Origin of the sequence: Pseudonocardia xishanensis (assembly GCF_039541715.1) — a bacterium.
Lineage (GTDB): Bacteria > Actinomycetota > Actinomycetes > Mycobacteriales > Pseudonocardiaceae > Pseudonocardia > Pseudonocardia xishanensis.
Genome location: NZ_BAABGT010000122.1, coordinates 114,519 through 137,334 on the forward strand (window position 1 = coordinate 114,519; position 22,816 = coordinate 137,334).

Annotated in this window: 27 protein-coding genes; 8 read left to right on the forward strand and 19 right to left on the reverse strand. The window is 72.8% G+C overall.

All coding sequences use genetic code 11. The features are described 5' to 3' along the window. Positions 1 to 10: 10 nt before the first annotated feature. Genes ABD993_RS34435 through ABD993_RS34455 form a run of 5 tightly spaced genes read right to left on the reverse strand, consistent with a single transcriptional unit; the run spans position 11 to position 2,739 of the window. A complete protein-coding gene (locus tag ABD993_RS34435; protein WP_345427522.1) occupies positions 11 to 298 on the reverse strand; it encodes a hypothetical protein in 288 nt (95 codons plus the stop codon). Further along, complete coding sequence (locus tag ABD993_RS34440) at positions 295 to 1,134, reverse strand: RecB family exonuclease (RefSeq protein WP_345427524.1); 840 nt, start codon at positions 1,132 to 1,134, stop codon at positions 295 to 297. The genes ABD993_RS34435 and ABD993_RS34440 overlap by 4 nt, the downstream gene beginning before the upstream one ends. Beyond that, a complete protein-coding gene (locus ABD993_RS34445) occupies positions 1,131 to 2,015 on the reverse strand; it encodes a PHP domain-containing protein (protein WP_345427526.1) in 885 nt (294 codons plus the stop codon). The genes ABD993_RS34440 and ABD993_RS34445 overlap by 4 nt, the downstream gene beginning before the upstream one ends. 8 nt (positions 2,016 to 2,023) lie before the next feature. Next, positions 2,024 to 2,578, reverse strand: coding sequence for a PH domain-containing protein (locus ABD993_RS34450; protein WP_345427528.1), 555 nt, complete (start codon positions 2,576 to 2,578; stop codon positions 2,024 to 2,026). Then, complete coding sequence (locus ABD993_RS34455) at positions 2,578 to 2,739, reverse strand: hypothetical protein (protein ID WP_345427530.1); 162 nt, start codon at positions 2,737 to 2,739, stop codon at positions 2,578 to 2,580. The genes ABD993_RS34450 and ABD993_RS34455 overlap by 1 nt, the downstream gene beginning before the upstream one ends. A gap of 101 nt (positions 2,740 to 2,840) precedes the next feature. Between ABD993_RS34455 and ABD993_RS34460 the strand changes: the two genes are divergently transcribed. Then, a complete protein-coding gene (locus tag ABD993_RS34460; protein ID WP_345427532.1) occupies positions 2,841 to 3,239 on the forward strand; it encodes an NUDIX hydrolase in 399 nt (132 codons plus the stop codon). Between the two features lie 33 nt (positions 3,240 to 3,272). Here the strand turns inward: ABD993_RS34460 and ABD993_RS34465 are convergent, their stop codons facing one another. Beyond that, entirely contained in the window at positions 3,273 to 3,776 is a 504-nt protein-coding gene (locus ABD993_RS34465; RefSeq protein WP_345428614.1) for a MaoC family dehydratase, read from the reverse strand. 307 nt (positions 3,777 to 4,083) lie between these two features. On the opposite strand from ABD993_RS34465, the gene corA reads away from it, so the two are divergent. Next, positions 4,084 to 5,106 carry a magnesium/cobalt transporter CorA gene (gene corA, locus ABD993_RS34470; RefSeq protein ID WP_345428615.1) on the forward strand — a complete coding sequence of 341 codons (1,023 nt, stop codon included), beginning with the start codon at positions 4,084 to 4,086 and terminating at the stop codon, positions 5,104 to 5,106. A gap of 40 nt (positions 5,107 to 5,146) precedes the next feature. Continuing rightward, positions 5,147 to 6,136 (forward strand): DUF5914 domain-containing protein, encoded by a 990-nt coding sequence (locus ABD993_RS34475; protein WP_345427534.1) that lies wholly within the window; start codon positions 5,147 to 5,149, stop codon positions 6,134 to 6,136. Here ABD993_RS34475 and ABD993_RS34480 read toward each other — a convergent pair. From ABD993_RS34480 to ABD993_RS34500, 5 genes are all read right to left on the reverse strand, one after another. Further along, positions 6,133 to 7,698 (reverse strand): SAM-dependent methyltransferase, encoded by a 1,566-nt coding sequence (locus ABD993_RS34480; protein WP_345427536.1) that lies wholly within the window; start codon positions 7,696 to 7,698, stop codon positions 6,133 to 6,135. The genes ABD993_RS34475 and ABD993_RS34480 overlap by 4 nt on opposite strands. Before the next feature lie 114 nt (positions 7,699 to 7,812). Then, the gene (locus ABD993_RS34485; protein WP_345427538.1) at positions 7,813 to 8,334 is read right to left on the reverse strand and encodes a YflT domain-containing protein; all 522 of its coding nucleotides are present in this window, start codon (positions 8,332 to 8,334) and stop codon (positions 7,813 to 7,815) included. A gap of 185 nt (positions 8,335 to 8,519) precedes the next feature. Further along, complete coding sequence (locus tag ABD993_RS34490) at positions 8,520 to 9,713, reverse strand: acyl-CoA dehydrogenase family protein (protein ID WP_345427540.1); 1,194 nt, start codon at positions 9,711 to 9,713, stop codon at positions 8,520 to 8,522. Positions 9,714 to 9,729: 16 nt separating this feature from the next. Continuing rightward, the gene (locus tag ABD993_RS34495; RefSeq protein ID WP_345427542.1) at positions 9,730 to 10,698 is read right to left on the reverse strand and encodes an HpcH/HpaI aldolase/citrate lyase family protein; all 969 of its coding nucleotides are present in this window, start codon (positions 10,696 to 10,698) and stop codon (positions 9,730 to 9,732) included. 132 nt (positions 10,699 to 10,830) lie between these two features. Then, positions 10,831 to 11,685, reverse strand: coding sequence for a PhzF family phenazine biosynthesis protein (locus tag ABD993_RS34500; protein ID WP_345427544.1), 855 nt, complete (start codon positions 11,683 to 11,685; stop codon positions 10,831 to 10,833). Positions 11,686 to 11,785: 100 nt separating this feature from the next. Here ABD993_RS34500 and ABD993_RS34505 point away from each other — a divergent pair, with 100 nt between their 5' ends. Beyond that, complete coding sequence (locus ABD993_RS34505) at positions 11,786 to 13,066, forward strand: magnesium transporter MgtE N-terminal domain-containing protein (RefSeq protein ID WP_345427546.1); 1,281 nt, start codon at positions 11,786 to 11,788, stop codon at positions 13,064 to 13,066. Next, positions 13,059 to 13,550, forward strand: a complete 492-nt coding sequence (locus tag ABD993_RS34510; RefSeq protein ID WP_345427548.1) for a DUF1003 domain-containing protein — start codon at positions 13,059 to 13,061, stop codon at positions 13,548 to 13,550. The genes ABD993_RS34505 and ABD993_RS34510 overlap by 8 nt, the downstream gene beginning before the upstream one ends. An 8-nt stretch (positions 13,551 to 13,558) precedes the next feature. Here ABD993_RS34510 and ABD993_RS34515 read toward each other — a convergent pair whose 3' ends face one another. Next, positions 13,559 to 14,053 carry a MarR family winged helix-turn-helix transcriptional regulator gene (locus tag ABD993_RS34515; protein WP_425569233.1) on the reverse strand — a complete coding sequence of 165 codons (495 nt, stop codon included), beginning with the start codon at positions 14,051 to 14,053 and terminating at the stop codon, positions 13,559 to 13,561. 115 nt (positions 14,054 to 14,168) lie between these two features. On the opposite strand from ABD993_RS34515, the gene ABD993_RS34520 reads away from it, so the two are divergent. After that, positions 14,169 to 15,323, forward strand: coding sequence for an Mrp/NBP35 family ATP-binding protein (locus ABD993_RS34520; RefSeq protein ID WP_345427550.1), 1,155 nt, complete (start codon positions 14,169 to 14,171; stop codon positions 15,321 to 15,323). Positions 15,324 to 15,439: 116 nt separating this feature from the next. Here ABD993_RS34520 and ABD993_RS34525 read toward each other — a convergent pair whose 3' ends face one another. Further along, a complete protein-coding gene (locus ABD993_RS34525; protein WP_345427552.1) occupies positions 15,440 to 16,696 on the reverse strand; it encodes an aspartate aminotransferase family protein in 1,257 nt (418 codons plus the stop codon). A 77-nt stretch (positions 16,697 to 16,773) separates the two neighbouring features. Beyond that, complete coding sequence (locus ABD993_RS34530) at positions 16,774 to 17,211, reverse strand: nuclear transport factor 2 family protein (RefSeq protein ID WP_345427554.1); 438 nt, start codon at positions 17,209 to 17,211, stop codon at positions 16,774 to 16,776. Positions 17,212 to 17,246: 35 nt separating this feature from the next. Between ABD993_RS34530 and ABD993_RS34535 the strand changes: the two genes are divergently transcribed. Further along, positions 17,247 to 18,029: a helix-turn-helix domain-containing protein gene (locus tag ABD993_RS34535; RefSeq protein ID WP_345427555.1), complete on the forward strand. Its 783-nt coding sequence runs from the start codon at positions 17,247 to 17,249 to the stop codon at positions 18,027 to 18,029. On the opposite strand, the gene ABD993_RS34540 is transcribed toward ABD993_RS34535, so the two are convergent. From ABD993_RS34540 to ABD993_RS34560, 5 genes are all read right to left on the reverse strand, one after another. Then, positions 18,004 to 18,927: an AEC family transporter gene (locus ABD993_RS34540; RefSeq protein ID WP_345427557.1), complete on the reverse strand. Its 924-nt coding sequence runs from the start codon at positions 18,925 to 18,927 to the stop codon at positions 18,004 to 18,006. The two genes, ABD993_RS34535 and ABD993_RS34540, sit on opposite strands and share 26 nt — an antisense overlap. A gap of 65 nt (positions 18,928 to 18,992) precedes the next feature. Further along, positions 18,993 to 19,694: a GntR family transcriptional regulator gene (locus tag ABD993_RS34545; RefSeq protein WP_345427559.1), complete on the reverse strand. Its 702-nt coding sequence runs from the start codon at positions 19,692 to 19,694 to the stop codon at positions 18,993 to 18,995. Continuing rightward, positions 19,694 to 20,428 carry a maleate cis-trans isomerase family protein gene (locus ABD993_RS34550; protein WP_345427561.1) on the reverse strand — a complete coding sequence of 245 codons (735 nt, stop codon included), beginning with the start codon at positions 20,426 to 20,428 and terminating at the stop codon, positions 19,694 to 19,696. The genes ABD993_RS34545 and ABD993_RS34550 overlap by 1 nt, the downstream gene beginning before the upstream one ends. A gap of 39 nt (positions 20,429 to 20,467) precedes the next feature. Further along, entirely contained in the window at positions 20,468 to 21,229 is a 762-nt protein-coding gene (locus tag ABD993_RS34555) for a maleate cis-trans isomerase family protein (protein ID WP_345427562.1), read from the reverse strand. Positions 21,230 to 21,255: 26 nt separating this feature from the next. Beyond that, positions 21,256 to 21,756, reverse strand: coding sequence for a DUF3830 family protein (locus tag ABD993_RS34560; protein ID WP_345427564.1), 501 nt, complete (start codon positions 21,754 to 21,756; stop codon positions 21,256 to 21,258). Between the two features lie 97 nt (positions 21,757 to 21,853). On the opposite strand from ABD993_RS34560, the gene ABD993_RS34565 reads away from it, so the two are divergent. Next, positions 21,854 to 22,810: a D-2-hydroxyacid dehydrogenase gene (locus ABD993_RS34565; protein ID WP_345427566.1), complete on the forward strand. Its 957-nt coding sequence runs from the start codon at positions 21,854 to 21,856 to the stop codon at positions 22,808 to 22,810. The last annotated feature ends 6 nt before the right edge of the window (positions 22,811 to 22,816 follow it).

Consider the following 22,816-nt stretch of genomic DNA (forward strand, 5'->3'; position numbering starts at 1 on the left):
CGGCGGCCGCTCAGAACAGCCAGTACCCGCCCAGGACCAGGATCGCGAGGGCGATCACGACCCAGGCCGCCAGTGCGCCCCGACGCCCGGCGCGGCGGTCCGCGACCACCTGCGCCGCCACCGCCGCGAGGGCGGCCAGGCCGTGGCCCACCAGCATCCCTGCGCCGGGGCCCGGCGAGCCGGTGCGGGTGGTGAACACCCAGCCGGCGAGCAGCACCACGAACAGCCCGACCAACCCGGCCGCCAGCACGCCGGAGAAACCGCGCAGCAGCCGTCCGGACACCCGCTCGACGGTCACCCGAACAGCCCCTCCCACGGGGCCGCGGCGGGGCCCACGGCCTGCCCCTCGGGGCAGTTCCGCCGGACGTCGCACCGCGTGCAGCGGGGACCGGGGCGGGGCGGGAACAGCGCGTCCGGGTCGCCGTCGGCGGCCTGCGCGTCCGCGGCGGCCAGCGCGCCCTCCTCCGCCCGGGCCCGGTGCTCCGCGAGCGAGGCGTCGTCGTGCTCCCAGGCCGCTACCGTCCCGGTGGGCAGGTGGTGCAGCTCCACCCGGCGGCACTCGCGCCGCAGGGTCGCCGCCGTCGCCACCGCGTAGAGGGCCAGCGCCGCGGAGTCCCGCGCGTCCGGCTCGGCGGGGACGTGCCGTCCGGTCTTGTAGTCGACGATCACCGCGCCGCCCGCCGGGTCGGCGTCGATCCGGTCCACCCGGCCCTCGGCCACGATCGCCCCGGTCGGCGCGGACACCCACCGCTCGACGGCGAGCGGGTCCGGCGCCCCGGTCACGTGCTCGGCGGCGTAGTCCGCCACCCACGTGCGGGCGCGCAGCCGGTACTCCCGCTGCTGCTCGGCGTCCCGGAAGCCCTCACCGGTCCAGTTGCGGTCCACGAGCGCCGCGGCCGCCTCCGGCGTCCGCTCGGCGGGCGGGCGGCCGTGCAGCGCGCGCAACGCCAGGTGGACGACGGCGCCGAGCGTGCTCGCCGCACGCGGGCCCCCGCGCGGCGCCTTGTCCACGTACGTCATCCGGTAGCGCCGCGGGCAGTCCTCCCAGGTTCCGAGCCTGGCCGGGGTCACGCGGACCAGCGGGCGCGCCCAGGCCTGCTCGCCGAACAGCGCGTCGAAGCCCAGCTGGGTCACGAGCCCGCCACCACGGGCACTCCGGACGCCTTCGCCACCAGCTCCTCGAAGGCCTCGGGCGCGGTGGTCTCCGCGGCGATCGGGGTGGTCTTGTTGGTGCCGTGGAAGTCCGACGAGCCCGTCGGCACCAGCCCCAGGTCCTTCGCCGTGCCGCGCAGCAGCTCCCGGTCCTCCGGAGAGTGGTCCGGGTGGTCCACCTCGACGCCCGCGAGTCCCAGGGCGGTGAGGTCGGCGAGCACCGAGGTCTCGATGACCCGCCCCCGCTTGCGCGCGAGCGGGTGCGCGAACACCGGCACCCCGCCCGCGTCGACGATCATCTGCACCGCCCGCTCGACGGGGGTGTCCGACTTGGGGACGTAGTACGGGCTGCCGTTGCGCAGGATGTGGGCGAACGCCTCGTTCACCGACCCGACGACCCCGGCCCGCATCAGCGCCTGGCCCAGGTGCGGGCGACCCGGCGTGGTGCCCTCGGGGACGTGGTCGAAGATCCGGTCGGCGTCGAGCTGCGGGTAGTCCGCCGCCACGTTCTGCGCCATCCTCCGCAGCCGGTCGACCCGCTCCGCGACCAGCCGCCGCTGCTCGGCCACGATCGCCTCGTGGGTGGGGTCGAAGAGGTACCCGAGCAGGTGCACCGACACGGTCGCCCGGTCCCCGGGTGTCGCGGGCCTGCCGGTGAGGCTCACGCAGGAGAACTCGGCCCCCCGCACCAGACGCATCCCGGCGGGCAGCGCCGCCGCCGCGCGGTCCCAGCCCCCGGTGGTGTCGTGGTCGGTCAGGGCGAGGGTACCGATCCCCGCGGCCGCCGCCGTCTCGACGAGCTCCTCCGGGGTCTCGGTCCCGTCGGAGACGGTCGAGTGGGTGTGCAGGTCGATCAGGGCCACGGGCGCGATTATCGCCGCCAGCGGTTGCGGGCCAGCATCCCGGTCGCCCGGGTCTTGCCCTTCTCCCCGAACACCAGCTCGGAGAGGGCCTCGTAGATCTCCTCGGGCCGCGGCATGTAGTCGATCTTGTTGAGGGCCTGGATCTGCCCGGCCGACTCCACGATCAGCGTGCCGTAGCCCAGCATGCGACCGCCGACCGTGCGGGAGAACGTGAGGTCGGTGACCTTGCCGAGCGGCATCATGCCGACGCTGTGGGTGATGATCCCCTGCGCCAGCATCACACGCTTGTCGGTGATGACGATGCGCTCGATCCACCACAGGATGGAGTTCACGACGAACCGCAGCACCGCGACCAGCGCCAGGTAGAACGTGAGGTTGTCGACGAGCGCCTCGCCCCACCCGCCGACACGGCCCTCGAGCAGCCGGTCGATCAGGATCATGGCGATCAGGAACAGCGCCGTCTGCGTGATGTGCGGGATCATGACGGCCCAGTGCTGACGCACCCGGATGACCCGCCGCTCGGTCGGCAGCAGGTACTCGTCGATCTCCCGCGGGGCGAGCACTAGGGAGCCACTCCGCGGAAGAACGTGATGATGCTGTTGCCCACCCCGGCCAGCCAGCTGCCGATCGAGCTGACCGTGCCCGAGGCGCCCCCGGGGTCGGTGACGACGAAGAAGATCACCAGCACCAGGACCAGGATCCCGACCAGCTTCTTGACGTTCACACGACCACCGTTCCGACCGAGGGAGCTTGGCAAGATCCGAAACTACCGACGCCCCCGGTCACCGGGACATCGGCCACGCGGGCAGAGTACCGTCACAGCCGATGACCGAGGGTAGCCGACACGTCGCATGTGTGGGGGGTATCGCCCACACGGAGGACGGCAGGCTCCTTCTCATCCAGCGCGGCACGGAGCCCGGCCGCGGGCTCTGGTCGCTGCCCGGCGGTCGCGTCGAGCCCGGCGAGACGGACGCCGAGGCCCTCGTCCGGGAGATGGCCGAGGAGACCGGCCTGGTGGTGGCCGCGGGTGAGCACGTCGGGACCGTCGTGCGGGGCCCCTACCGCATCGCCGACTACCGCTGCACCGTCCTCGACGGCACCCTCGCGGCCGGGGACGACGCCGCCGACGCCCGCTGGGTGGACGCGGCGGGCTTCGCCGCCCTCCCGCTCGTCGAGGGCCTCGCGGAGACCCTCGACGGCTGGGGCGTGCTGCCGCAGCACTGAGGGCCCTTCGCGGGCTCTCCCAGCGCTGCCGTCCTAGCGCTGCGGCTCGGGGCGGCCCGGCTGCTCGCCGCCGCGGGACTCGCCGTAGGACCGCTTCGGGACCATCACCTTCCGCCGGAAGGTGCAGACGACCGTGCCGTCCTGCTTGTAGCCGATCGTCTCGACGTAGACCACGCCGCGGTCGTCCTTCGACTTCGACTCGGTCTTGTCCAGCACCGTGGTCTCGCCGTAGATGGTGTCGCCGTGGAAGGTCGGCTTGGTGTGCTTGAGCGACTCCACCTCGAGGTTGGCGATCGCCTTGCCGGACACGTCCGGCACCGACATGCCCAGCAGCAGCGAGTAGATGTAGTTGCCCACCACGACGTTCTTGCCGAAGTCGGTGGTCTCCTCCGCGTAGTGCGCATCCATGTGCAGCGGATGGTGGTTCATGGTGAGGAGGCAGAAGAGGTGGTCGTCGTACTCGGTGACCGTCTTGCCGGGCCAGTGCTTGTACACCGCACCGACCTCGAACTCCTCGTAGTAGCGCCCGAACTGCAACGTCTTCGCCTCCATCGCCGATAGGTCGTACGGCGGAGTAATCTATCCGGTGGCCCTGCGGCCGGACCCCGTCGAGAAGGAGGAGGTGACGCGCGTCATGGACCCCGCGCCAGGCAGTAGTAGTCAGCGCGTCCTCACCGATCGGTAGCACTGCGGTCTCGGTAGCACTGCGGTTCGGCGGGACGTGCCGATCCCCGGTGTCCCAACCGACTCTCACCGCAGGAGGTACGCCGTGCCGCCCCTGTCCAGGATCCGTCCCGCGATCAAGGCCGCGGGCAACCGCGCCCTGAACGGTCGCCCGAGCGTGATGCCCCGCATCCGGGTGCCCGTGTCCGCGTACGTCGTGGACTGCGCCGTCTACGTCGACGGCGAGCGGCTCAAGGGCCGCTGGAGCCACGACGCCGCGATCGACGAGGTGCGCGCCCGCGGCGAGGGCTTCGTCTGGATCGGGCTGCACGAGCCCACGGACGACCAGATCGAGGGCATCGCGGACACCTTCGGCCTGCACGAGCTCGCCGTCGAGGACGCGGTGCACGCGCACAACCGCCCCAAGCTCGAGCGGTACGACGACTCGCTGTTCATGGTGCTCAAGACCGTCTGCTACGTCGGGCACGCCGAGCCGACCAGCGCGAACGAGATCGTCGAGACCGGCGAGGTCCAGGCCTTCGTCGGGCGGGACTTCGTGGTCACGGTCCGGCACGGGCGCCACAGCGGGCTGCAGGAGGTCCGGCGCAGGCTGGAGGCGGACCCCGAGCAGCTCGGGCTCGGCCCCGCCGCCGTGCTGCACGCCATCGCGGACCACGTCGTGGACACCTACCTGGACGTCGTCGAGACCATCGAGGACGACATCGACGAGATGGAGGCGGAGGTCTTCGCCCCGCGCTCGGCGATGGACCCCGAGCAGATCTACGTGATGAAGCGCGAGATCCTCGAGCTGCGCCGGGCGGTGATGCCGCTGCTCAAGCCGCTGCACAAGATCACCGAGGGGTACAGCTCGCTGATCCCGCACGAGGTGCGGTCCTACTTCCGGGACGTCGAGGACCACCTGTCGAGCGTCGCCGAGCGCGTGGCGGGCTTCAACGAGCTGCTGACCACCCTGGTGGACGCCGTGCTCGCCAAGACCTCCATGCGTCAGAACCAGGACATGCGCAAGATCACCGCGTACGCGGCGATCATCACGGTGCCCACGATGATCGCGGGCATCTACGGGATGAACTTCGACTCCATGCCGGAGCTGCACTGGCGGTTCGGCTATCCCGCCGTGATCGTGGTCATCCTCGCCCTCTGCGGGCTGTTGTACCGCAACTTCCGCAAGAACGGCTGGTTGTAGTCGCCGCGCTGCGCCGGGGTGACTTCACTAGCCTGACGGGGTGTCCAAGCGTCGACCCGTCACCCCGTTGCGCCTGCTCGACCTCCCCCGATGGGCGGAGCAGCGGCCGTCCTGGCGCGAGGCGAGCCCGGCGCTGATCGAGGCGGCCACCGAGCGGGCCCTCGCTCGGCCGTCGGGTGGCTGGGTGGTGCTGTGCGGCAGCGCCGAGGTGCGCACCGGGAAGGCCTTCGGGCGCACCGTCGCCGGGCGGGAGATCGTGGCCTGGCGCGGAGCGGACGGGGCGCTGCACGCCGGTCCCGGCGCCTGCCCGCACCTCGGCGCCGCGCTCTGCGACGCCCCCGTGGTCGGGGACTCGCTGGTCTGCCGCTGGCACGGGCTCCCCCTCGGCCCCGAGGGCCGCCCCGGCTGGGCCGTCCTCCCCACGTTCGACGACGGCGCCCTGGCCTGGGTCCGTCTCGACGACCTGCTGGCCCCCGGCGAGGAGCCCACCGCCGCGCCCGTCCTCGGACCGCGCCCGCCCGCGGGCGGGGTGTCCGCCGTCGCCACGGTGATCGGCCGGTGCGAGCCGCGGGACGTGCTGGCCAACCGCCTCGACCCCTGGCACGGATCGTGGTTCCACCCGTACTCGTTCGCGCTGCTCTCGGTCCTGGACGCCCCCCAACCGGGCGTCACGGACGCCGAGGACCGGTTCCTGGTCGAGGTGAGCTTCCGGGTCGCCGGGCGGATCGGGGTCCCGGTGCGCGCGGAGTTCAGCTGCCCCGAGCCGCGCACGGTCACGATGGAGATCGTCGACGGCGAGGGCGCGGGCAGCGTGGTCGAGACGCACGCGACCCCGCTGGGTCCGGGCCCGGACGGCGCGCCCCGGACCGCCGTGATCGAGGCGGTCGTCGCGTACTCGGACCGGCCGGGGTTCGCGCACGTCGGGAAGGTCGGCGCCGCCCTGCGCCCGCTGATGCGCCTCGCCGCGGCCCGGCTGTGGAAGGACGACATCGCCTACGCCGAGCGCCGCTACGCGCTGCGCTCCCGCTAGTCGTCGCTGTTCCGCTCGCGCTCGGCGCGGGGCAGCCACGGCTTCTCCGGATCGGGCTTGGCCTTCCGCCGCCCGAGCAGGCCCCGCTTCGCCGGGGCGGGGTGCTCGTCGCGCAGGGGTGTGGGCGGCCCCTCCTCGGCCGGCTCCTGTTCCCTCGGCTCCCGGTCCACCGGCACCCGCGGCTCGGGCTCGATCCTCCGCTGCGAACTCGGCGACGGCGCGGGACTCGGCTCCGACCCGGAGACGGGCTCCGGCCTCGGCTGCGAGTCCGGCGACGGCTGCGGACTCGGCCCCGACTCGACGGTCGGCTCCGGTCGCGGGTGTGGTCTCGGCGACGGCGACGGCGCGGCGGCGGACTCGGCCCTGGGCCGGGGCTCGACGGGTCGAGGCCTCGGCGACGGTTCGGTGACGTGCTCCGCCCGCTCGGCGGGACCGTCGTCCAGCACATCGCCGTCCAGGTCGCCGTCCAGGTCGTCGTCCAGGTCGTAGGGCTCGTGGTCCGCCGGACCGTCCTCCGGGAGCGCCGCGACCCGCCGCGCCGGTTCGACACGGGCCGTCCCCGGCGCGGGACGGGGGTCCTCCGCGCCATCCTGCGGCGAGCCGGGCTCCTCCGGGCTCCGGTCCGGGATCGGGGGTACGGCCCGCAGCCCCGAGGGTGGCGTGGCGGCGTCCGGATCGGCCAGGGCGTCCGTCGAGGGCCCCGGGTCGTGGGTGAACAGCTCGCGGGGCTCCCCGCCGCGCGGCACCGGCACCCGCCCGCGCACGCGCCCCGGCGCCGGGGCGTCGGTGTAGGGCAGGTCGAGGTCGTCCGCACCGCCCGCGCCGGGCTCGTCCGTGGGGGCGCGGGCCAGGAACGTGTGCAGCACGTGCTCCTGCCGCCCGCCGAACGTCTGCACCCGCAGGTCGGTGAACCGGGCCCGGCGCAGGCGGTCCTTGAAGTCCGCGACGCTCTCGAACCGCACCACCGACCGCCAGAGGTACTCGGTCATGCCCGGCACGCGGCCGTGCGACCGGATCCGCCCGAGGTACCCGAGGGCGGTCAGCGCCCAGCGGTTGCGGGCCTGGCGGTTGCCCCGGACCGAGTACTCGTGCACGGCCAGCGGCCCGCCGGGCACCAGCAGCTCGCGCAGGAAGGCCAGGGTGTCGTCCAGGTTGCGCTGCAGACGCATCTGGAACACGACCAGCACCGCGTCGAAGCGGCCCTGCAGGCCGTGGCGGGCCAGGGTGTCCTCGAGCGTGCTCAGGGTGGCCGTGACGAACCAGTAGTTCGCGGGCCAGTTCTCCTCGTTGGCGTGCCGGGTCAGCTCGTGCGACTCGTCGACCGCCACGACCCGCCAGCCGGGCGCCTCCTCGGGCACCCCCTGCACCGCCGCCCCGCCACCACAACCGATCACCAGCAGCCGCTTGCCGGTGCCGCTGAGCCCCATCCGGTGCACGGTGAGCTGCAGCTGCTCGCGGAACTGGTCGTTGTTGCGCAGCAACCGGTCGAACGCCCGCGCGGGCAGGCCGGGCCCACTGTCGGCGGCCTGCGGCGCACGGGCGTCCGTCTCGGTGGCGTTCACCCCTCGATCCTCGCGCATCGCGCCGTCAGGCCCAAGGGGACGCGCTCACGACCTGCGGATGTTCTGGACGGCGCTCACCTGCCCGCCCTCCCTCCCGGGGGGTCTCGGCCGTGCTCAGAAGCCCGCGGTGGTCCCCATGGCGAGCTTGGCCAGCAGCTCGCGGGCCTTCTCGGCGTTGCGCGGCTGGCAGAGCACGTCGTAGCGACCGGCGACCATCTGGCTGGCGGAGGTGAAGTCCCGGCGGCCGCGGGTGCCCCAGTACTGGGCAGCGGCGAACGCGAGGCCGAACACGATACCGCCCGCGAGCGCGACCAGGATGCGCACCAGCGAGTCCCCCGCCGCGCTGAACAGCGACAGCAGCAGCCCGACGAACAGACCGAACCAGGCACCCGACGCCGCCCCGGAGAGCAGCACCCGCCCCCAGGTCAGCCGCCCGACGATCCGCTCGACCAGCATCAGGTCGACGCCGACGATCGTCACGTCCCGCACGGGGAAGTCGCTGTCCGCCAGGTGGTCGACCGCCCGCTGCGCCTCCTCGTAGGTGGCGTAGGAGCCCACGGGCCAACCGGTGGGCGGGGTGGGCAGGTTGGGCAGCCCCGGCGCGGGCCGCCCGCTGCCGCCGAACGGGGTGGTCACGGTCTTCACTCCTCGCGTACTCCGGACACCGGGGACATCTCGGCGTCCATCCATTCAACGACGGAACCGCCCCCGAAGTGCCCTGTGCCGGTCACGATAGAGCCACGACCTCCCGAACGCACGAACGGCACTCTCGTGCGGTAGGTCCGCACAAGAGTGCCGTTCGTGCAGTACGGGCTGCGCGGTCAGCGGGAGCGGTACTCCTTCAGGAGGCCGCGGCTGATGATCGTCTTCTGGATCTCGCTCGTGCCCTCGCCGATGAGCAGGAACGGCGCCTCGCGCATCAGGCGCTCGATCTCGTACTCCTTCGAGTACCCGTAGCCGCCGTGGATGCGGAACGCCTCCTGGGTCACCTCGGCGCAGTACTCCGACGCGAGGAGCTTGGCCATGCCTGCCTCGACGTCGTTGCGCTCGCCGCGGTCCTTGAGACGGGCAGCGTTGACCATCATCAGGTGGGCGGCCTCGACCTTGGTGCCCATCTCGGCCAGCTTGAACGCGATGGCCTGGTGCTCGGCGATCGGCTTGCCGAAGGTCGAGCGCTGCTGGGCGTACTCGGCCGCGAGCTCGAAGGCCCGGATCGAGATGCCGCAGGCGCGCGCGGCGACGTTGACGCGGCCGACCTCGACGCCGTCCATCATGTGCGAGAAGCCCTTGCCGGGCTCCCCGCCGAGGATCCGGTCGCCGGCGATCCGGAAGCCGTCGAACACCGCCTCGGTGGTGTCGACGCCCTTGTAGCCCATCTTGTCGATCTTGCCGGGGATGGTGAGCCCGGGCAGCACCTCGCCGAAGCCGGACGGCTTCTCCACCAGGAACGTGGTGAGGTTCTGGTACGGCTTGGGCTGCCCGAGGTCGGTCTTGACCAGCAGCGCGATCAGGTTCGACGAGCCGCCGTTGGTCAGCCACATCTTGGCGCCGTCGATGACGTAGTCCGACCCGTCCTGCTTGGCGCGGGTCTTGATCGCCGCGACGTCCGAGCCGAGGTCCGGCTCCGACATCGAGAACGCGCCGCGGGTCTCCCCCTCGGCCATCTTCGGCAGGTAGCGCTGCTTCTGCTCGGGCGTGCCGTGGTGCATCAGCATGTACGCCACGATGAAGTGGGTGTTGATCACGCCGGAGACGCTCATCCACCCGCGCGCGATCTGCTCGACGACGAGGGCGTAGGTCAGCAGGGACTCGCCCAGGCCGCCGTACTCCTCGGGGATGGTGAGGCCGAACAGCCCCATCTCCTTCATGCCGTCGACGATGTCCTGCGGGTACGCGTCCGCGTGCTCCAGCGCGGTGGCGTGCGGGATGATCTCCTTGTCCACGAACGTGCGGACGGTGGAGAGGATCTCCTCCTGCACGTCGGTGAGACCGGCGGTCTGGGCCAGGCGAGCCATGGTGGGTCTCCTCGGGTCAGTCGGTCGGCGGGGTCCACTTGTCGGTCCGCGACAGCCCCGCGGCCCGACCCTTGCCCGAGATCACCAGCGCCATCTTGCGCGAGGCCTCGTCGATCATCTCGTCGCCGATCATGGCGGCGCCGCGCTTCCCGCCCGCCTCCGAGGTGAAGTACTCGTAGGCGTCCAGGATGTTCTCGGCGTGGTCGTAGTCCGCCTGGGTCGGCGAGAAGACCTCGTTGGCCGCGTCGATCTGGCCGGGGTGCAGGACCCACTTGCCGTCGAAGCCTAGCGCCGCGGAGCGGCCCGCGACCCGCCTGAAGCCGTCGACGTCCTTGATCTGCAGGTACGGGCCGTCGATGGCCTGCTTGTCGTGCGCGCGGGCGGCCATCAGGATCGACATGAGGATGTGGTGGTAGGCGTCGCCCACGTCGTAGCCGGGCGGCTGCTCGCCCACGACCAGGGACTTCATGTTGATCGACGCCATGAAGTCCGCCGGGCCGAAGATGATCGTCTCGACCCGCGGGCTGGCCTGCGCGATGGCGTTGACGTTGGTCAGGCCGAGGGCGTTCTCGATCTGCGCCTCGATGCCGATCCTCCCGACCTCGTAGCCCATGGTCTTCTCGATCTGGCTGAGCAGCAGGTCCAGCGCGACGACCTGCTCGGCCGTCTGCACCTTCGGCAGCATGATCGCGTCCAGGTTCGCGCCCGCGCCCTCGACGACCTCCGTGACGTCCCGGTAGGTCCACTCGGTGGTCCAGTCGTTGACCCGGACCACGCGCGCCTTGTCACCCCAGCCGCCCTCGTTCAGCGCGGCCACGATCGTCTTGCGGGCGCCCGGCTTGGCCAGCGGCGCGCAGGCGTCCTCCAGGTCCAGGAAGACCTGGTCGGAGCTCAGCGTGCGGGCCTTGTCGATGAACTTCTGGCTCGAGCCCGGCACCGCCAGGCAGGAGCGGCGGGGGCGGAGCGGGCGCGCTGCAGACGTCACTGTCGGAACTCCTCGTCGCTGATTCGGCTCCGTGGATGCTGGCACGTCCGACCTCTCGTTGCGCTGCCGAGGTGATTGGTTTCTCACCCACGGGAGGTGGACCAGGGTTACCGACAGGTAGACCCCCCTCCGTCAGGGCAGGGCGGTCAGCTCGCCCCGCGAGACGGCCACGACTCCCCCGCGCACGGTGGTCCCGCGGACGACACCCGCCTCGACCTGCACGGTCAGCTCCAACAGCGACGGCCTGCCCATCTCCACGCCCTGGGTGATCGTGACCGTGGACTCCCCGTCGTCGAGCAGGCCGCGGTCGGCCAGGAACACCCCCAGCGCGACGGCGGCGGAGCCGGTGGCGGGGTCCTCGTCCACCCCCACCCCGGCCCCGAACATCCGCAGGTGCGCGGCCGCGCCCTCCACGCTCACCACGACCAGCCCGGTCAGCCCGAGCGCGCCGATCGACGCGGCGTCGGGCGCCGCGCGGGCCACCGCGTCCGGCCGGACCAGCAGGAACGCGAACGGCACCCCGGCCGCGGCGATGCCGGGCGCGGCGGCGCCGTCGACGTCGTCCACGGTGAGGCCCGCGGCGTCGGCGAGCAGCGGGGCCTCCAGGTCGTCGCCGACCTCCGGCCGCCCGCCCGCGACGCGCGCCCCGTCCGCGTCGACGAACACGGGCAGCAGCCCCGCCCCGCACTCCTGGACGACGTCCCCGTGCTTGATCATCCCGTCCCGCGCCAGCACCCAGGCGGCCCCGACGCTGGGGTGTCCGGCGAACGGCAGCTCGACGGCGGGGGTGAAGATCCGCACCCGGTAGTCCGCCTCCGGGGTGGTCGGCGGCAGCGTGAAGACGGTCTCGGACAGATGGAACTCACCCGCGATCCGCTGCATCGCCTCGGTGGAGAGCTCCTGCTCCTCGCTGCGGACCACCGCCAGCGGGTTACCGGCGTAGGCCCGGCCGGTGAACACGTCCACGACGTCGAAGTGCAACCCCATGCGCCGAGACCCTAGAGCCCGCCGAGATGAACCAGAGTGCTGTTCCGACCCGGGGTGAGCAGCACTGAGGTTCATCTCGGCGGGCGGTACGTTCTGCCCCATGGGCGCGAGCCGGATCTTCGTGGCACGGATGGCGGGGCTGACCGTCTTCGGGCCCGACGGCGCGCGGATCGGGAAGGTCCGCGACGTCGTCACCACACTGCGGGTCGACGCGACCCCGCCGCGGGTGCTGGGGCTGGTCGTGGAGCTGTCCTCGCGGCGGCGGATCTTCGTGCCGATGCTGCGCGTCGCGGACGTCGATCCCACCGCGGTGACCCTGGCCAGCGGCTCGGTCAGCCTGTCCGGCTTCCACCAGCGGCCCAACGAGACGCTCGTGCTCGGCCAGCTGCTGGACGCGCCGGTCACCCTGCGGGACTCCGGCGAGCCCGCCATGGTCGTGGACGCGGCGATCGAGCCCACCCGCAGCCGGGACTGGGTGGTCGCGCGGCTCGCGGTGCGCAGCGGGCCGCGCAGGCTCTCCCGCCGGTCGGGGGTGAGCGTGCTGCCGTGGAACGCGGTGCGCGGGCTCACGCTCTCTGACCGGCAGGGCACCGAGGGCCTGCTGTCGGTGTTCGACGCGATGCGCCCCGCGGACGTGGCCGCCGCCCTGTCGGAGCTGCCGCGCAAGCGCCAGCACGAGATCGTCGACGCGCTGGACGACGAGCGGCTGGCGGACGTGTTCGAGGAGCTCTCCGAGAACGACCAGCGCGAGCTGATCGGCCACCTCGACGTGGAACGGGCCGCGGACGTCCTGGAGGCCATGTCCCCGGACGACGCCGCCGACCTGCTCGGCGAGCTGGACGCGGAGGAGGCCCGCAGGCTGCTCGGGCTGATGGAGCCCGAGGAGTCCGAGCCGGTCCGGCGGCTGCTGACCTACGAGGCGCGCACCGCGGGCGGCCTGATGACCCCGGAGCCGATCGTGCTCCGGCCGGACGCCACCGTCGCCGAGGCGCTCGCCCACGTCCGCAACCCGGACGTGCCGCCCGCGCTGGCCAGCATGGTCTTCGTATGCCGCCCGCCCAGCGCCACCCCGACCGGCCGGTACCTCGGCTGCGTACACGCCCAGCGGCTGCTGCGCGAGGCCCCGTTCGAGCTGGTCGCGGGGCTGGTGGACAGCGAGCTGGCCCAACTGGAGCCCGGCGCCACCATCGACGAGATCACCCGGTACTTCGCCGCGTACAACCTCGTGGCGGGTCCGGTGGTCGATGCCGAGGACCACCTGCTCGGCGCGGTGACCGTCGACGACCTGCTGGACCACCTGCTACCGGACGGCTGGCGGGACCAGCCCGCGGGCCGGGTCGTCGAGTTCGGGTCGACCACTGGGGAGGAGAGCCGTGCCTGAGCTGCCCGAGAGCCGCCGGCTGGACCAGCCGCTCGTCGCGCGGCGCCGGATCGACTTCGACCCGAGCGCCTTCGCCAGCGCGGCCGAGCGCGTGGCCCGCTACCTCGGCACCGGCCGCTACCTGGCGATCCAGACGGTCATCGTGATCGTCTGGATCGCGCTGAACTTCGCCAGCTGGCGGCTGCAATGGGACCCGTACCCGTTCATCCTGCTCAACCTGGCCTTCTCCACCCAGGCCGCGTACGCGGCCCCGCTCATCCTGCTCGCCCAGAACCGGCAGGACGACCGGGACCGCGTCGCGCTCGACGAGGACCGCCGCCGCGCCGAGCGCACGAAGGCGGACACCGAGTTCCTCGCCCGCGAGCTCGCCGCGCTGCGGATCGCGGTGGGCGAGGTCGCCACCCGGGACTACCTGCGCAGCGAGCTGGACCGGCTGGCCGCGGTGGTCGAGGGCAAGCAGAAGCCCCGCCGCCCCACCCGCTGACGACCGCGTCAGCGGACCAGCCTGCCGGTGATCCGCTCCAGGGTCACCAGGTCGTCCTTCGACAGGCGTTGGACGAAGTGCTCGGTCACCCCGCGCAGGTGGGTGCGACTGGCCGTGCGCAGGCAGTCCAGACCGGCGGGGGTGAGTGCGGCGGCGACCCCCCGGCCGTCCGACTCCACTCTGGTCCGACGCACGAAGCCACCCTTCTCCATCCGGTCCACCAGCCGGGTCACCCCGGACCGGGAGAGGAGCACGGCGTCGGCCAGCTCCGTCATCCGCAGGCTCCTGCCCGGGGCCTCGGCGAGCTGCACGAGCACGTCGTAGGCGGCCAGCGACAGGCCCTGTTCGGCCAGCAGTTCGGTCTCCAACGCCCGGGTGATCACGGCGTGCGCGCGCAGGAAGGCCCGCCACGACGCCATCTCCTCCGGCTTCGGCACGGTGCGTGCCCGCCGGTCGTTCCCCCCGTGCGCGGACCGCCTGGAACTCTCAGCGATGTCCGTCACGTCGATAGATGCTACGGATGTGCATGACGTTCCGGGCCCGGACGTAGCATGGAGCGGACATGCCGCCGCCGGCCGGGCGACGGCCGTCGGATCGGGAAGGTTCAGCGAGACCCTGATGTCCGTCATGGGAAACACCAGCGCCGAGACCGTCGAGCAGGCGATTCGCGCCGCTCTCGCCCAGGTCGAGGACCCCGAGATCCGCAAACCGATCACCGAGGTCGGCATGGTCAAGGGTGTGGCGGTGTCCCCGGACGGCGTCGCGTCCGTCGGGGTGTACCTCACCGTGGCCGGCTGTCCGATGAAGGAGACCATCACCCAGCGCGTCACGGACGCGGTGTCCGCGGTGGCGGGCGTGCGCGAGGTCCGCGTCGAGCTGGACGTGATGAGCGACGAGCAGCGCTCCGAGCTGCGCAGGAAGCTCCGCGGCGGCACGGACGAGCCCGAGATCCCCTTCTCCCAGCCCGGGAACCTGACCCGCGTGTACTGCGTCGCGTCCGGCAAGGGCGGGGTGGGCAAGTCCTCGGTCACCGTGAACCTGGCCGCGGCCATGGCCGCCAAGGGCCTGCACGTCGGCGTCGTGGACGCGGACATCTACGGGCACTCGATCCCGCGGATGCTCGGTGCGGCGGACCGGCCCACCAAGGTGGACGACATGATCATGCCGCCGCAGAGCCACGGCGTGAAGGTCATCTCGATCGGGATGTTCGTGCAGGACAACACCCCTGTGGTCTGGCGCGGGCCGATGCTGCACCGCGCGCTGCAGCAGTTCCTGGCGGACGTGTTCTGGGGCGACCTGGACGTGCTGCTGCTGGACCTGCCGCCCGGCACCGGCGACATCGCGATCTCCACCTCGCAGCTCATCCCGAACGCCGAGCTGCTCGTCGTGACCACCCCGCAGCAGGCCGCCGCCGAGGTGGCGGAGCGGGCGGGCTCGATCGCCGTGCAGACGCGGCAGCGGATCGCGGGTGTCATCGAGAACATGTCGTGGCTCGAGATGCCGGACGGCTCCCGCATGGAGGTCTTCGGCTCCGGGGGCGGGCAAAAGGTCGTCGACCGGCTGACCACCACCCTCGGCGCGCCCGTCCCGCTGCTGGGCCAGGTCCCGCTCGAGGCCGGGGTGCGGGAGTGCGGCGACTCGGGCACCCCGATCGTCCTGCGCAGCCCGGACTCCCCCGCCGCTCAGGTGCTCAGCGGCATCGCGGACCGCCTCACGGTCCGCAGCCGAGGCCTGGCCGGGATGTCCCTGGGCCTGAGCCCCGTCCGCCGCTGACCCACCCCCGCGAGTCCGACCCCAGGCCCCGCGAGTCCGACACCAGGGCGTGAGAGTCGGACTCGTGGGCCCTCGGGTCGGGCCCGCGGGCCCCTGGGTCGGGCTGGTGGGGGTGGTCAGGCCACGGCGTCGTTGAGGGCCTTGCTCCAGAGGGCCACGCCCTCGTCCACCTGGTCGGCGTTCGTGATCAGGGGCGGGATGAAGCGGACGACGTTGTTGTAGGGGCCGCAGGTCAGCAGGAGCAGGCCGTGGTCCGCGGCGGCCTTGTGGGCCTTGACCGTCGTCGCGCTGTCCGGGGTGCCGTCCGGGTTCGTGAACTCGACGGCGACCATGAAGCCCAGCCCGCGGACGTCGCCCACGGTTCCCACGCCCTTCGACACCGACCGCACGCCTTCGAGCAGCCGTGCGCCGTTCACCCGGGCGTTCTCGACCAGACCCTCCTCCTGCACCACGTCCACCGTGGCGAGCGCGGCGGCGCAGGCCACCGCGTTGCCTCCGTAGGTGCCGCCCTGCGAGCCGGGCCGCGCCTTGCTCATCAGCTCGGTCGAGGCCGCGATGCCGGACAGCGGGAAGCCGCTGGCCAGCCCCTTCGCGGTGATCAGGATGTCCGGGGTGAGGCCCGCGGTGTGCTGGTGGCCCCAGAAGGTGCCGGTGCGACCGAAGCCCGTCTGCACCTCGTCGGCGATGAGCAGGATGCCGTGCTTGTCCGCCCGCTCGCGCAGGCCCTGCAGGAACGCCGGTGAGGTCGGCACGTACCCGCCCTCGCCGAGCACCGGCTCGATCAGGAACGCGGCGACGTCCGCAGCGGGCGCGGTCGAGATCAGCTGCCTGTCGAGCTCGGCCAGCGCGAACGCGACCGCCTGCTCCTCGGACCAGCCGTAGCGGTAGGCGTACGGGAAGGGCGAGAACACCGCCCCGCCCATCAGCGGCCCGTTGCCCGAGCGGATCTTGGCTCCCGAGGTGGTGAGCGCCGCGGCGCCCATGGTGCGGCCGTGGAAGCCGCCGTCGAAGGCGAGGATCAGCGGTCGGCCGGTGGCGTGCCGGGCCAGTCGCACCGACGCCTCGACCGCCTCCGAGCCGGAGTTCAGGAAGAACACGCTGTCCAGCCCGGCGGGCAGCACGTCGCCCAGCCGCTCGGCCAACCGCAGCAGCGGCTGGTGCATCACCGTCGTGTACTGGCCGTGGATCAGCGTGGCGACCTGCTCCTGCGCGGCCGCGACCACCTTCGGGTGGCAGTGCCCGGTGGACACCACGCCGATGCCCGCGGTGAAGTCCAGGTGCCTGCGGCCCTCGGTGTCGTACAGGTAGACCCCCTCGCCGCGCGCGACCTGCACCGGGGTCGCCTGGGTCAGGACCGGGGACAGCTGTGCCATGAAGAACTCCGAGAGGTTGTCCTGTTGTCGACAATCCTCAGGGAACCATGTCGGTCCGCGCGCGGCAAGGGCCCCCGTCAGGCCGCGGGCGGGTCGCCGAAGAAGCCGGCGACCCGGGCCAGCCGCCCGTCCTCGCCCACCGCGACGACGTCCGTACCGGTCAGGGCGACGGCGCCGTCCGGCCCGACCATCTCCCAGGTGTAGCGGGCGACGTCGTGGTGGGCGTCCACCGCGCTCGTCCGCCGGAAGGTGTGCCCGGGGTACTGCCCGAGCACCGCGCCGGCGAGGGCGTCGATCTCGGCGTGCCCGGTCCCGCTGAAGGGCGGGTCGGCGAGCACCCCGTCCGGCGCCCAGACCTGCACGATCAGGTTCGCGCGGGTGGCGGCGTCCGGCTCGCCGTACGCTCGGAGCCAGGAGTCGACGATACTGTCCACTGTGGTGGTGTTCGTGGTCATGCCTCCACCGTGGGGGATCCCGGTCGCGGAGTCGATGACCTCCGAGGTCATCGCGGCCATGACCGGCCGACGCTAGCGTCGGGACCGTGCGAGACGTGACGGTCGGACCACTGCTGCGGGGCTGGCGCCTGCGCAGGCGGCGCAGCCAGCTCGATCTCGCGCTGGACGTCGGGGTGTCCACGCGGCACCTGAGCTGGGTGGAGACCGGTCGCTCCCGTCCGAGCGCCGAGCTCGTGCTGGCCCTGGCGGAGGGGCTGGACGTGCCCCTGCGCGAGGCCAACACCCTGCTGCTCGCGGCGGGCCACGCGCCGCGCTATCCCGCCCGCCCCCTGGACGCGGACGAGCTGGGCCCCGCCCGGGACGCCCTGCGTCGCATGCTCGACGCCCACGACCCCTACCCCGGCGTCGCCATCGACCGCGCGTGGAACATCGTGCTGGCCAACCGGGCCGCCGCCGCCCTCACCGCGGGCGTGCCGGAGGACCTGCTGCCGAACGTCTACCGGCTCTGTCTGCACCCGGACGGCCTGGCCCGCCGCACGCTCAACCTCCCCGAGTGGGCCGGGCACCTGCTCCACCAGCTGGGCCGTGCGGTGGCGCTGACCGCGGACCCGGTGCTCACCGCCCTGGAGGCCGAGGTCCGCGGCTACCCCGGCGTCGAGGAGGCGCTCGCGACCCGGCCGTCCCCGCTGGAGCCGGTCCCGCTGCTGGTCCCCCTCCGACTGCGCCTCGACGACGGGCGGGCGCTGTCGTTGTTCACGACGCTCACCACCTTCGGCACCCCGCGGGACGTCACGCTCGACGAGCTCGCCGTCGAGCTGTTCTACCCGGCGGACGACGAGTCGGCCGCGACCCTCAGGACGCCAGCAGGCCCACGATGAGGACCAGCACGGGGACCGACACGATCGTCGTCGCGAGGGCGGCGTCTCGCCCCAGCCGGACGCCCTGGTCGAAGCGCACCGCGTAGCCGAAGACGTTCTGCGCGGTGGGCAGCGCCGCGCACACGACCACCGTCATCAGCGCGACGCCGGAGAGCCCGAGCAGCAGGCCCAGGCCGAGACCGATCAGCGGCTGCAGCACGTTCTTGATCGCCACCACGGCCCACAGCGACGGCCCGACGTCCCCGGTCCCCGGGCGGGCGGCCCCGCGCAGCGAGATGCCGAAGGCGAGCAGCATGCAGGGCACCGCGAGATCGGCGATCAGCCGCAGCGGCGCCATCACGGGCTCCGGCGGCAACCACCCGGTCGCCGAGACGACGAGCCCGGCGGCGGTGGCGATCGCCAGCGGGTTGCGCAGCGGGGCGGTGAGGGTGCGCAGCCCGGAGGTGCGTTCGCCCTGGTGGGACACGACGTCGAGGACGGTGGAGAACACCGGGGTCAGCACCGCGAGCTGGAACAGCAGGACCGGGGCGATCGCGCCCGCGCTGCCCAGGGCGTAGGTCGCGATCGGGATGCCGAGGTTGCCCGCGTTGACGTACCCACTGGCCATCGAGCCGATCGCGATCTCCCCCGCGGGCCGCCTGCGCAGCAGGCCGACGGGCACGAACAGCGCACAGGCGAGCGAGCTCGTGACGGCGGTGACGACCAGCCCCGCGGAGAAGACCGCCCCGACGTCGGATGTCCCCACCACGACGAACAGCAGCGCGGGCGACGCCACGAAGAACGCGGTGCGAGACAGCACCTGGGTGGCGGACGGCCCGAGCACACCCGCCCGCCCGATCCCGTAGCCCACCGCGACGACGATGCCGATGACGAGGAACCCCTCGAGGATGCCGGTCACGATGCGGTCACGGGACGACCCTAAACGGATGGCAACCGGTTGTCGTCAGGGAGCGACCGGTCCCACTACGCCGGCAGCGCGCCGTCCACGGACTCCGGCGGCTCGACGAGCGTCACGTCCAGGATCCGCGCCACGGCGTCCGCCATGTGCGCCTCCAGCACCGTGGTCATGCGTTCCGCGTCGCCCTGCTCCAGCGCGTCCCGCAGCACCCGGTGCTCGGCGAGCAGGCTCTCCGGCGGCGGCGGGTTCTGCTGCAGGGCCGCCAGGCACATCCGGGTCTCGACGAGCAGCGTCCGGGACATCCGGTGCAGCCGGGGGCTCCCCGAGGCGGCCACCAGCTCGGCGTGGAACTCGTGGTCGGCGTCCGCCAGCGCGACGGCGTCCCCGGCCGCCGCCGCGGCCTCCATCGCCGCGATCGCCGTGGTCAGCCGGGCCACCGCGGGCGCCCGGTCCGGCTCGGCGAGCAGCAGCAGCGCCGCCGCCCGCTCGACGGCGGTGCGCGCGGTGTAGACGTCCCGCACGTCCGCCGCCTCGAGGTCTCGCACGAACAGCCCGCGGTGCCGCTCGCTGCGTAGCAGACCCTCGGCGACCAGCCGCTGCATCGCCTCGCGCAGGGGCCCCCGGCTCACCCCCAGCCGCGCCGCGAGGTCCACCTCGCCGAGCTGGGTGCCGGGCGGGAAGGTGCCGCGCATGATCGCGCTTCGGATTCGGTCGGCGATGATCGCGGCGGTGGAGCGGCGGCTGATCGGCTCGAGGTCGGAGTCCATCAGTCCCGCGGCCCCCCCGCGGCGAACAGGGCACCCAGACCGTCGCGGGCGTGGTCCGCGCCCGCGAGCCGTAGGCCCTGCCACACGCTGACCTGGTTGGCGGTGAGCACCGGCTTGCCCACCCGCGCGTCCAGCCGGTCCAGCAGCTCGACGGTGTGCAGCGCCGTGTCCGGCAGCAGGATCGCGTCCGCCTCCGGGAGGTCCACGGCGGCGGCGAAGTCCAGCACGACGTCCTCGGTCAGCGTCCCCACCTCGGCGGCGGTGACGATCCCGCGCGGCGTCATGGTCAGCACCCGGATGCCCGCCTTGCCGAGGAACTCCACGAACCGCTCGGCCACGTCCGCCGGGTAGGTCGCGCCGATCGCGACCGAGGTGACCCCGAGCCGCCTGCACGCGTCCACGAACGCGAACGACGTGCTCGACGCAGGCACCCCCGCCACCTCCTGCAGCGCCGCGACCTGCGCCTGGGCCCCGTCCCACCCGAACACGAAGGAACCGGAGGTGCAGGCCCAGATGATCGAGTCCAGCGGCCCGTCCGACGCCGCGACCGCCTGCGCGCCGTCCGCGAGGACGTCCTCGGACCCGACGTCGCGCAGCGCGTCGACGCGGTGCGCGTCCTCTCGCATCAGCGTGTGCACGAGCGGCAGGCGCGCGTCGCCCCCGAGCAGGCGCTCCGCGCGCGGGTAGTCGTCCTCGGCGGAGAAGCCGGGGTACAGGATTCCGACGGTCGTCACAGGCAGTCCTCTCGGCACGGATTGTCGACAACCGTACAACTAAGCGACGGAAAGGTGGAGGGGAACGTCGAGCAGCCGGCCCCCGCCCACCGCGCGGCGCCCGATGGCCCGCAGCGAGGCCCACATCGTGACCTGGTTCGCCGTGATCACCGGCTTGCCCAGCGCCTGCTCCAGCGGCTCGACGATGTCGTACGTCGGCAGGTTGGTGCAGGAGATGAACAGCGCCTCCGCCTCCGGCCGGTCCACCGCGGTCACGATCTCGACGACCTGCTCGTACCCGACCCGCCAGATGTTGCCCAGCAGCCCGAGCCCCTCGCCGGCGACGGTCGTGACGCCGGAGTCGGCCAGGAACCCGACCAGCCGGTCCGTCACCGGCTGGATGTACGGCGTGGCGATCGCCAACCGTGAGACCCCCAACAGGTGCAGCGCGTCGACCAGGGCACCGCTCGTGGTGGTCGCGACCGGCGCGCCCGCCTCGATCATCGTCCGGGTCAGCACGGCCTCGCCCTGCACGCCGGAGACGAAGCTGCCCGAGGTGCACGCGAACGTCACCACGCCGGGCCGCGGGGTCAGCACGTCCCGGGTGGCCCGCCGCACCGCGCGCCGGTCCGCGACGGCGACCGCCATCTCGACGGTCACCGGCGTGGTGAAGAACGGCAGCCGGGTGAGATAGAGCGAGACGTCCTCCGGTGCCCACCGCCACAGCTCGCGGTCCAGCGCGAAGTCGAACGGGGCGACGACCCCGACCCCGGGCACGTCGGGGTCGTCCTCGACCAGACCGACGGAGAGTTCAGCGGGCACGGTCTCACTCCACTACGGACGAACCTCTACGACTGCTGCCGCTCGTACACGAGCCGCTCACCCACGCTGCCGGAGCGCCACACGTCGTGGCACGCCTCCGCCATGGACGGCAGATTCTCCACGATGGTCGCGTAGACGTTGCCCGGGACCCAGCCGACGTCCCCGTTGAGCAGCAGGTTGTTGCGGCCGTAGAAGATCGCCAGGTCGATGCCGCCCTCCGCCTGGTCGATGTCCTGGTCCTCCTTGAAGGACGCGTCCAGCATCCCGCCGTGGAAGTCGAAGTAGCAGACGTCCCCGGGGATGGGGGTGACGGTCGGGTTCTCCTGGCCGATGGTCGGGCCGAAGCGCGGCACGATCGAGTAGACCTCGTTGCGGGCGTACTTCGCGTGCTGCGCCGGGCCGCCGATCGGGCCGTCGGCGAGGGCCTCCCAGACGGCGGCGGTGGTCCGCGGCGCGTCCTTCTCGAGGAGCTCGGCGACGCACGACACGCCGCGGCGCTCGAGGGTGATCCGGATGAACTTCGGCACTGCTTGCTCCCTGCGACGACAGACGCGGATTGTTGACAATCCTACGTGGGCTTCCTAGCGTGTCAATCGCCTCCCCGCCATCGAAAGGATCTCTTGCGTGCCCGTCTCCGCAGGTCAGCCCATCATCGCGGTCTTGGCGGGCGAGGATCCGCCCGGCGACCTCGGGGCAGCGGAGGTCCGGCTCGCCGGGGACGCCGATCTCGCGAGCGCGCTGTCCGGGGCGGACGTCCTGCTCGTCTGGGACTTCCTCTCGCACGCCGTCCCGGCGGCCTGGCGGGCGGCGGACACGAGCCGGGTGCGGTGGGTGCACACGGCGAGCGCGGGCGTCGACAAGGTGACGTTCCCGGAGCTGCGGGCGCACCCCGCCGAGATCACCAACGCGCGCGGGGTGTTCGACCGGCCGATCGCCGAGTTCGTCGCCGGGGTCGTGCTGGCCTTCGCGAAGGACCTCCCCGGTTCGCTGCGCCTGCAGGGTCGGGGCGAGTGGCGGCACCGCGAGACGACGTCGGTCGCGGGCCGCACCGCCGTCGTCGTCGGCAGTGGGCCGATCGGGCGGGCCGTCGCGGACATGCTGCGGGCGATCGGGCTGTCGGTCTCGCTCGTCGGACGGCGGGCGGCGGACGGCGTGCACGCCTTCGACGAGCTGCCCGCGTTGCTGCCCGGGGCGGACTGGCTGATCCTCGCCGCCCCCCTGACCGACGCGACGCGCGGCATGCTCGACAAGGCCGCGCTGGACCTGCTGCCGGACTCGGCGCGGGTGGTGAACGTCGGCCGCGGCGGGCTGGTCGTGGAACCGGACCTGGTCGCGGCGCTGCAGGAGGAGCGGATCGCGGGCGCCGCGCTGGACGTGTTCGAGGTCGAGCCGCTGCCCGCCGACTCCCCGCTCTGGACGATGGAGAACGTGATCGTCACCCCGCACATGTCCGGCGACCTCGTCGGGTGGCGGGAGACCCTGCGCACGCAGTTCCTGGAGAACCTCGACCGGTTTCGGGCGGGCGAGCCGCTGCACAACATCGTCGACAAGTCGCTCGGATACGTGAAGGGGACCCCGTGAGTACGG

Bases quoted from the DNA above. Each gene is read 5' to 3' on its own strand.
- ABD993_RS34505 (WP_345427546.1), top strand. From the start codon at position 11,786: ATGGGCGCGAGCCGGATCTTCGTGGCACGGATGGCGGGGCTGACCGTC.
- ABD993_RS34460 (WP_345427532.1), top strand. From the start codon at position 2,841: ATGACCGAGGGTAGCCGACACGTCGCATGTGTGGGGGGTATCGCCCAC.
- ABD993_RS34525 (WP_345427552.1), bottom strand. From the start codon at position 16,696: ATGGCACAGCTGTCCCCGGTCCTGACCCAGGCGACCCCGGTGCAGGTC.
- ABD993_RS34520 (WP_345427550.1), top strand. From the start codon at position 14,169: ATGTCCGTCATGGGAAACACCAGCGCCGAGACCGTCGAGCAGGCGATT.
- ABD993_RS34490 (WP_345427540.1), bottom strand. From the start codon at position 9,713: ATGGCTCGCCTGGCCCAGACCGCCGGTCTCACCGACGTGCAGGAGGAG.
- ABD993_RS34530 (WP_345427554.1), bottom strand. From the start codon at position 17,211: ATGGCCGCGATGACCTCGGAGGTCATCGACTCCGCGACCGGGATCCCC.
- ABD993_RS34545 (WP_345427559.1), bottom strand. From the start codon at position 19,694: ATGGACTCCGACCTCGAGCCGATCAGCCGCCGCTCCACCGCCGCGATC.
- corA (WP_345428615.1), top strand. From the start codon at position 4,084: ATGCCCCGCATCCGGGTGCCCGTGTCCGCGTACGTCGTGGACTGCGCC.
- ABD993_RS34500 (WP_345427544.1), bottom strand. From the start codon at position 11,685: ATGGGGTTGCACTTCGACGTCGTGGACGTGTTCACCGGCCGGGCCTAC.